Source organism: Ruegeria sp. BHSA163, assembly GCF_059613365.1.
Genome location: NZ_JBXWSJ010000125.1, coordinates 1 through 1,826, shown reverse-complemented (window position 1 = coordinate 1,826; position 1,826 = coordinate 1). Strand labels below are relative to the sequence as shown.

Sequence of the window (1,826 nt, the reverse complement as noted above, 5' to 3'; positions counted from 1 at the left end):
CAGGTCTTCGACATTCCGCAACGAAAGTGGAAACCTGATGTACAACATCACCGCAAGGCGGATGATCTCGGGACTCGTTTTGAAATACTTGAAAGAGGCAGGTTTGGTCATGTCCGAAGGCTACGAAACCTCCCTGCCCCGCTCAAGCAAAGTTAATCTGACATGACCGCACGCCACCCGAAATGGCCAGCCTGTCATTGTTGATGCAGAAAAACTGATGCTGGCGACTGGGCGTGTGCCAAACACCGGATCGCTGGCGCTTGATGTTGCCGGGATAGCAACGGATGCGCGGGGTGGGATTGTGGTTGACCCTGCGATGACCAGTTCCCGAGAAGGCGTCTATGCGGCGGGCGATGTGACCGGCAATGACCAGTTTGTTTATATGGCGGCCTATGGGGCGAAGTTGGCGGCAAAGAATGCTATGAACGGCAACTCCCTGAGTTACGACAACAGCGTCATGCCGTCTGTGGTTTTCTCTGACCCCCAAATCGCCAGCGTTGGGGTGACGGAGGCGCAGGCCGCTGCTCAGGGCCATAAGGTCATCACTTCTGTATTGGGACTTGAGCATGTCCCGCGCGCACTTGCGGCGCGCGACACCCGTGGTGTTATCAAGCTGGTGGCGGATAAGCAGACCAAAAAACTGCTGGGTGCTCACATCATCGCACCTGAAGGAGCGGATACGATCCAGACCGCTGCAATGGCTCTGAAAATGGGCATGACCTATGATGACCTGGGCGACATGATCTTCCCCTACCTTACGACAGTCGAGGGCCTGAAGCTGGCAGCGCAGACGTTCGAAAAGGATGTAGCGAAACTGTCTTGCTGTGCCGGATAATGGCTACTCTTGATCGCAGCCCCTATCTGGACTGGTCAGACGTGACTGATCCTGTCGCGGATAATGCGCTGCGATCCCTTTTGACAGTAGATCGGATGCGTGAACGGTGGTTCGGCCTATCGGAAGAAACACGTTCCATTCATAGTTTAATTCTTGAGAGTTTTGTCCAACGCGCTAGACCACCAACGCCCCACGACCTGTCAGTGGTGGGATTACCAGAGTTCCAGGTCAAGGAAGTGTTGGAGGAACTGGATCGTCGCGACCTGATAGTGTTTCGGCACGGCGCAATCAAATCTGCCTATCCATTTTCGGCGAGCGAGACGCGACACTCTGTAGAAGCTGATGCAGTAAAAAATTGGACAGTTTGTGCAATTGACGCGCTCGGAACTGCGGCGATGCTTAGAAAAGCTGCAACGGTTCGGTCAAGCTGCCCCATCTGTAGCAAGAAGCTGCAAATCCGCATGACCAAAGACGGACTGTCTGCCTACGAGATCACCCCTTCGCGCGTGGTTGTTTGGGCGGGTGTCGCAGAAACAGACGGATGAGCTGCCGAAACGCAGTGCCGGTCCATGCTGGCCTTTTGTTCAAAGGATCATCTCGAAGAGTGGAAACCCGAGAGTACAGCGGGATTTCGACTTTCACCGAGACAAGCAATTCAAGTCGGGGCTGCCATTTTCAAACCGTTTTTGTGAAAGATAACTTAGCCAGATGTTGCAGTTAGTCGGTTTGCCATGAGCCGCAATTCTACATCTTTCGGCAGGCCGGAGATGATGTCTGATATGTTAGCAAACTACGCGAAGCCGACATTCGCTGCGTAGCAGATTATGGCAGGTCTGGGCTCAAAGCGGACCTTCGCTGCACCCGGCATGAGCGACCGCTTTGCAGATGGGGTGGATGGCTCCTGCTCCATCGGCGTCGCGATGCGCCATAGTGCAGGTGTCGTTATCTGCGAGAGAGGAGTCACCCCATGCAAGTTACCACGATCGGCCTT

3 pseudogenes are annotated in these 1,826 nt (G+C 54.5%); 2 read left to right on the top strand and 1 reads right to left on the bottom strand.

From position 1 onward, the window contains the following. Positions 1–111: pseudogene (locus tag AC2FNV_RS23490) on the bottom strand (IS6 family transposase); the annotation flags it as partial. An 85-nt stretch (positions 112–196) separates the two neighbouring features. Here AC2FNV_RS23490 and AC2FNV_RS23485 point away from each other — a divergent pair. Next, positions 197–835, top strand: a pseudogene (locus AC2FNV_RS23485) (oxidoreductase dimerization domain-containing protein); the annotation flags it as partial. Next, a pseudogene (gene merB / locus AC2FNV_RS23480) lies at positions 835–1,527 on the top strand (organomercurial lyase). The pseudogenes AC2FNV_RS23485 and merB, both read left to right, overlap by 1 nt. Positions 1,528–1,826: the final 299 nt, after the last annotated feature.